This window comes from Methanoregula sp., from assembly GCF_002835825.1.
Taxonomy (GTDB): Archaea; Halobacteriota; Methanomicrobia; order Methanomicrobiales; family Methanospirillaceae; genus Methanoregula.
The window spans coordinates 1-5198 of record NZ_PIZH01000148.1; the positions used below are offsets into that span (position 1 = coordinate 1).

The 5198-nt window shown below is 59.5% G+C and carries 10 protein-coding genes; 3 read left to right on the forward strand and 7 right to left on the reverse strand.

The genetic code is table 11. The annotated features are described in order from the left end of the window. A partial coding sequence (locus CW742_RS06640; protein ID WP_292418179.1) for an MFS transporter occupies positions 1-613 on the reverse strand: 613 nt, incomplete at its 3' end. 137 nt (positions 614-750) lie between these two features. Here CW742_RS06640 and CW742_RS06645 point away from each other — a divergent pair. Beyond that, positions 751-1314 carry a hypothetical protein gene (locus CW742_RS06645; protein ID WP_292418182.1) on the forward strand — a complete coding sequence of 188 codons (564 nt, stop codon included), beginning with the start codon at positions 751-753 and terminating at the stop codon, positions 1312-1314. Between the two features lie 26 nt (positions 1315-1340). On the opposite strand, the gene CW742_RS06650 is transcribed toward CW742_RS06645, so the two are convergent. From CW742_RS06650 to CW742_RS06675, 6 genes are read right to left on the reverse strand one after another with little or no spacing between them, the layout of a single operon-like run. After that, entirely contained in the window at positions 1341-1646 is a 306-nt protein-coding gene (locus CW742_RS06650) for a hypothetical protein (RefSeq protein WP_292418185.1), read from the reverse strand. After that, positions 1600-1953, reverse strand: coding sequence for a hypothetical protein (locus CW742_RS06655; RefSeq protein WP_292418188.1), 354 nt, complete (start codon positions 1951-1953; stop codon positions 1600-1602). Before CW742_RS06655 ends, CW742_RS06650 begins: the two co-directional genes overlap by 47 nt. A 1-nt stretch (position 1954) precedes the next feature. Then, complete coding sequence (locus CW742_RS06660; RefSeq protein WP_292418190.1) at positions 1955-2167, reverse strand: hypothetical protein; 213 nt, start codon at positions 2165-2167, stop codon at positions 1955-1957. A 5-nt stretch (positions 2168-2172) separates the two neighbouring features. Continuing rightward, complete coding sequence (locus tag CW742_RS06665; protein WP_292418193.1) at positions 2173-2490, reverse strand: hypothetical protein; 318 nt, start codon at positions 2488-2490, stop codon at positions 2173-2175. A gap of 1 nt (position 2491) precedes the next feature. Then, positions 2492-2875 carry a hypothetical protein gene (locus tag CW742_RS06670; RefSeq protein WP_292418196.1) on the reverse strand — a complete coding sequence of 128 codons (384 nt, stop codon included), beginning with the start codon at positions 2873-2875 and terminating at the stop codon, positions 2492-2494. Positions 2876-2927: 52 nt separating this feature from the next. Then, positions 2928-3401: a hypothetical protein gene (locus tag CW742_RS06675; protein ID WP_292418197.1), complete on the reverse strand. Its 474-nt coding sequence runs from the start codon at positions 3399-3401 to the stop codon at positions 2928-2930. Between the two features lie 131 nt (positions 3402-3532). Here CW742_RS06675 and CW742_RS06680 point away from each other — a divergent pair, with 131 nt between their 5' ends. After that, positions 3533-4468, forward strand: a complete 936-nt coding sequence (locus tag CW742_RS06680; RefSeq protein ID WP_292418200.1) for a deoxyhypusine synthase — start codon at positions 3533-3535, stop codon at positions 4466-4468. Beyond that, entirely contained in the window at positions 4465-5103 is a 639-nt protein-coding gene (gene pyrF / locus CW742_RS06685) for an orotidine-5'-phosphate decarboxylase (RefSeq protein ID WP_292418203.1), read from the forward strand. The genes CW742_RS06680 and pyrF overlap by 4 nt, the downstream gene beginning before the upstream one ends. Positions 5104-5198: the final 95 nt, after the last annotated feature.

The window sequence follows — 5198 nt, forward strand, 5'->3', positions numbered from 1 at the left end:
TGTCTATTCTCGCCGCCGGAGTGACCGGGGGGAGCCGCGGGAGGATCTTCATGCCGAGGAGGATGGCAACGATGCCGACCGGCAGGTTCACGAAGAAGATATACTGCCACGAGAAGGCGCTTGTCAGGAAACCGCCCACAACCGGCCCGAGCGCTGCGCCGAGCATCGTGAACATGGCAACAATCCCGAGCGCCTGGCCCCGCAATGAGGCCGAAAGATAGGAGGTCACCATCACGGCCCCGAGCGCAGCGATGACTGCACCCCCGACAGCCTGGACCATCCGCGAGATGATGAGCACATCAAGCGACGGGGAGAGGCCGCAGAGCGCCGACCCCGCAGTGAAGAGGGCAAACCCTCCCAGGAAAATGTTCCGGTAGCCTTTCATATCCCCGAGTCGCGAGGCGGCAAGCAGGAGGCTGACAAGAATGATGAGGTAGGCATTGAGCACCCATGTCACAGCAACCGTTGAGACATGGAAATATTTCGCAATGTCAGGGAGCGCGATGTTCACGATAGTGGCATCGAGGCCGGCCATGAACGAGCCAAGCGCGATGACGATGACGATCATGAGGTCACGGGGACTCATCTTCCGGGGGGATTCGGTTCCGGCCATAGTGCGACTCCTTTAATCCTGAATCGACCTGTTGCCTTAAGAATTCTCGTGCAGGCTGCACCCGGCGCCTGCAGGGAAATGGTTATGCCCCCCGATTGCGAAAACCCCATACGATACACAGGTATCAGTGACCCGCCATGCCAGAGACAAGAGATCAGGATCCAACATCAGCACAGGTAACCTTCAGGACTATTGCGCATCTGTACGATTCAGACGACCCTTCACCGGAAGACCACCGGGAGCTCTCGGACCGGGCCGAGGGACAGATCTTCCGTTCCGTGGTCGACAAGGCGAAAGGTTCCCACCAGGAATTACGGGAGACGATCGAGATCATCCTCCCCGCATCCGATCTTCAGCCGGGCCGTGACAGCTCCATTGTCTCGGCGGTCCGGTCACACTTCCGGATCCGGGCAGAAGACATGCAGCGGAGCATGCGGCTTACACAGCGGGCCGGCATCCGCGAGATCCGGCTGACGATCGCGGTCTGCGTGCCTTCGTTCATCGGCATCGCTGCCTGCTCGCAGTTCAAAGGAGACCCGCTCATTGAAGTGATCGAGAACGTGCTCATCATCTTCTGCTGGGTCACGATCTGGCAGCCATTCCAGTCGCTCGTCTTCGACCGGTGGACCCAGAGCGTGACCGCAAAAGTGTACCGCCGGATTGCGGAGATGGAGATCCAGGTCCGGCCGTCAGGGTCGTAAGACTGCGTGAAAAGACGGTGAAAAAATTATTCCTTTCCCACCAGGGAATGGATCTTGATCAGGCCAGCGCAGGATTTGCAGGTATAGTACTCGTCCTTCCAGCAGGCATCGCACGCCCAGCGCCCGCAGAGCACGCACTGCCGGAGGCCCGATACCGGGTGCGGCGTTGCGCAGAGATCGCAGAGGTACTGGGAGAAGGTGCGGGGGTCTTTCGTTGGAGGTTCCCCCTGCTTGCGCATCACCGCGACCTCTTTTTTCAGCTCGCGGAACTTCTCGGAGGACCCCTTATTTTTTTGCTGCGCCGCCGGCGAGTTCCTTTTCCAGAGTGTCAAGCCGTGCCTCCAGGGATGAGAGCGTTGTCCGCATGCCGGATTCAAACTGTTTCAGCTCGCCCAGTCGTGCCTCGTCCTGTGCAAGATCGCGGGAGCGCTCCTCCGTAAACCGCCGGAGCTGCGGGCCGGGGACCAGCTCCCATTCCGCGATCATCTCCTGGAACCGGCGGTCCAGGTACTCGTCCACCCGGCTCTCCACCGGGCGGGAGAGGGAGATGTTGCCCTTTGCGCCGTGGAAGAACCAGTACACGAGAAAGAGGACCACGACAAGGATGACGACAAGGACAATGAACGTGAAGAGATCCATGTCACCGCCTCCCCTTCAGGGCCGCTGCCCGGGCTTCGAGCGCTGAAAGTTTGCCTGCCGCTTCCTTTTCAAACGCTGCAAGAGACGGGATCTCCCGCTCCAGCGATGCCAGCCGGGCCGTGAAGTCCGCAAGCTCTCCCTGCGTGGAGAGGTCGTACTCTTCGACAAGGTACTTCATCCGCCGGTCCACGTAGGCGTTGAGGTATGAATCCATGCCGATCATTTCGACCGCTCCAGCGATGAGATCAGCCGGTCGAGCTCCTGTGCCCGCGACTCAAGGGCCATCTTTCCTTCGTACAGGCGGGTAATCTCGCCGCTCACCCGTTCCAGCCGGGTTTCCAGGTTCCGGAGATCGCTTCCGGTCACGAGGTCCCACTCCTCGACGATGGCTGCGAAGTGCCGGTCAAAGTAGGCGTCAAGCGAGCGGTCAAGGGTCGGGAGCCGGGAGCCGATTGTTCCGGGAACCTGCGCAAGCTCGTCCCAGAACGATCCGCTTGTCAGGTCTTTTTCCGGTGCATGATAAAGTGTCGGGTTCATCTCACTTCACCTTCTTCTCCTGCTCTGTCGCGTTCACCAGGAGGTTGTCGAGTTTCTTTGCCTTCACGATGTTTTCGAGCCGGGCCAGCCGGGCCTCAAGCAGTTTCTCTTTTGCAAAGACCGTTGTCTCGATTGCGGCAGTATCTTCCTGCACCTGCCGTATCTCCGCCGTCTGTTCCGGGGAGAGCCGGGTGAACGGGAACGCTTTCTTTGCCTCGTGCTGCTGGAGAAGCGAAAGCTTGTCCTTCTCCAGGCTCAGCTCGAGTGCCCGGTTGGAGGTCTTCATGATCCGTATCTCGCGGATGATGAGGTAGACGACCACCATGCCGAGGACAATGATCAGTCCTGCAAGCATCGTGTCGCTGATGATTATATCGGATGCCATGATTTCACCAGATTTTTATGCTGCATTCTGTGCTGCTGTTTTTTGGGGATGTTCAGAGATCGTCTTTACCGGAGACTTTCCGGGCAACGTCCTTGACACCTTCAGCGGTCTTTTTCGCCGCGGTGCCGATCGTTTCAGAAGCCTTCCCGGCTCCCGCCTTCACCTCACCGGCGGCCTTTGTCAGCGCCCGGTCAAGCGTGTCAACGCCTTTCTGAACAGCAACACCTGCCTCACCGGCCGCCTTCTTAATCTTCTCGTCCAGCGGGGGGGTTTTCCTGACAAGGACGGTCTCGTTCTCGGACAGTCCAAGCGCCGTGAGGTCTTCTGCGCCCACGCGCACCTGCCCTTCGAGAACGAGAATGTCGGCAACTATCGTGACGGTCACGCTCGCACCGGTCGCCTCGTTGACAAGGTCTGCCTGTTCCCCTTCGGTGATCCCGATTTCGGGGAGGTGGGCTACATTGAGCCGCGCCCGCCCTTCGCTTGGGAACGCCCGTTTCCGTAAGGATAACCGGATCTCCTGCATAGAGGAAAAACGACAGTGAAAAGGTAAATACCTTCCCCAGAGTCCGGCCCATCCCCGCCCTGCGGGCCTCCAAGCACAGTTATCTGTACAGAACACCAATATTTCAGCAACAAGTGGAAGTGCAAAAAAGTATGACACAACCCTGCGAGATGCCGGTCACCCAGCTCCACGTGAAGCCGAAGATGACGGTGAACGAACTGGTGGTGGCAATGGGTGAGGCCGGTGCCTACAATGGCGGATCGCTCGCCCGCGCCGCGGATATCTGGGAGCAGATGCTGAAAGACCGGGAGGCAACGAAGTTCTTCGGGCTTGCCGGGGCAATGGTCCCCGCAGGCATGGGAGGGATCGTCTCCGACCTGGTAAAAGCCGGCCACATCGACGTGCTCGTCTCGACCGGCGCCAATCTCACGCACGACATCATCGAAGCGATCGGGTGCCACCACTTCCACGGCACCGCTTTCTGCAACGACATCGAGCTCCGGCACGATGAGATCAACCGGATCTACGATGTCTACCTGCCAAACGATGCTTTCGAGCACTTCGAGGAGTTCATGCAGGAGGTATTCGGGCAGCTCGAGCCGGGTTCCACGATCTCCATCTCGGGACTGCTCGAACACATCGGGAAGAACACGAAGTCCGGCATCCTCCACACCGCCGCCCGGAACAAGATCCCGGTGTACAACCCGGCCGTGCAGGACTCGATGATCGGGCTCCAGTACTGGCTCTTCTCGCAGACAAACAAGGTCACCGTTGACGCATTCGCTGACATGCAGTCGCTGATGGACCGGTGCTTCACCGCAACAAAGGCCGGCGCCATGCTCGTGGGCGGCGGTGTCCCGAAAAACTTCATCCTCCAGAGCATGCTGATGACGCCGAACGGGTTCACGTACGCGATCCAGCTCACGGGCGACCGGCCGGATCTGGGCGGGCTCTCGGGCGCAACGCTGGACGAAGCGCGGTCGTGGGGCAAGATCACGGAAGAAGCGCAGGCCGTAACCGTGTACGGCGATGCAACGATCACCCTGCCCGTTCTGACTGCCGCGGTGATGGAGAGGCTCGCAAAATGACCGAACTCATCCTTGCGCTGGACGTGACCGAGAAGGAAAAAGCGCTGCGGATTGCGGAAGCCTGCGCCCCGCACCTCGACGCCATCAAGCTTGGCTATCCACTCATTCTCTCAAGCGGCCTCTCGATTGCCGGGGAACTCGAAGAGCTGGACAAGCCTCTCATCGCGGACTTCAAGGTCGCCGATATCCCCAACACGAACCGGCTCATCGCGGAGCAGGTCTTCGATGCCGGGTTCTCGTCCATTATCTGCCACGGGTTCACCGGCGCCGACGCAATCAAGGCATGCGTGGATGTTGCCGCTGACTACGGGGGCTCCTGTTTCGTGGTTGCGGAGATGAGCCACCCGGGCGCGACCGCGTTCTTCCATGGCGGGACCGCCGAGAAGATCGCAGCTCTTGCGGTTGAGTGCGGCGCGGATGGGATTATCGCCCCGGCAACGCGCCCGGAGCGCGTAACAATCCTGCGCGAAATCGTGGGCAAACGGAAAATTCTCTCCCCGGGTGTTGGTGCACAGGGGGGCGATGCAGCCACCGTCGCGAAGCTCGTTGACGGCATCATCGTGGGACGGGCGATTTACGAGGCAAAAGACCCGGTAACCGCGATAACGGAATTTTCCGCGGTCAGGACCGCGTAAAGATTTATTAATACCCTCAAAATTTTCCCAAAACCGGATATGCACGCTATATAAAGCAGGGATCGGCCATTGGCCTGACCAGAACGTTCTAAATA

Coding starts and splice junctions, on each gene's coding strand:
- CW742_RS06645 (WP_292418182.1), top strand. CDS start 751: ATGCCAGAGACAAGAGATCAGGATCCAACATCAGCACAGGTAACCTTC.
- CW742_RS06655 (WP_292418188.1), bottom strand. CDS start 1,953: ATGGATCTCTTCACGTTCATTGTCCTTGTCGTCATCCTTGTCGTGGTC.
- CW742_RS06660 (WP_292418190.1), bottom strand. CDS start 2,167: ATGGATTCATACCTCAACGCCTACGTGGACCGGCGGATGAAGTACCTT.
- CW742_RS06665 (WP_292418193.1), bottom strand. CDS start 2,490: ATGAACCCGACACTTTATCATGCACCGGAAAAAGACCTGACAAGCGGA.
- CW742_RS06670 (WP_292418196.1), bottom strand. CDS start 2,875: ATGGCATCCGATATAATCATCAGCGACACGATGCTTGCAGGACTGATC.
- CW742_RS06675 (WP_292418197.1), bottom strand. CDS start 3,401: ATGCAGGAGATCCGGTTATCCTTACGGAAACGGGCGTTCCCAAGCGAA.
- CW742_RS06680 (WP_292418200.1), top strand. CDS start 3,533: ATGACACAACCCTGCGAGATGCCGGTCACCCAGCTCCACGTGAAGCCG.
- pyrF (WP_292418203.1), top strand. CDS start 4,465: ATGACCGAACTCATCCTTGCGCTGGACGTGACCGAGAAGGAAAAAGCG.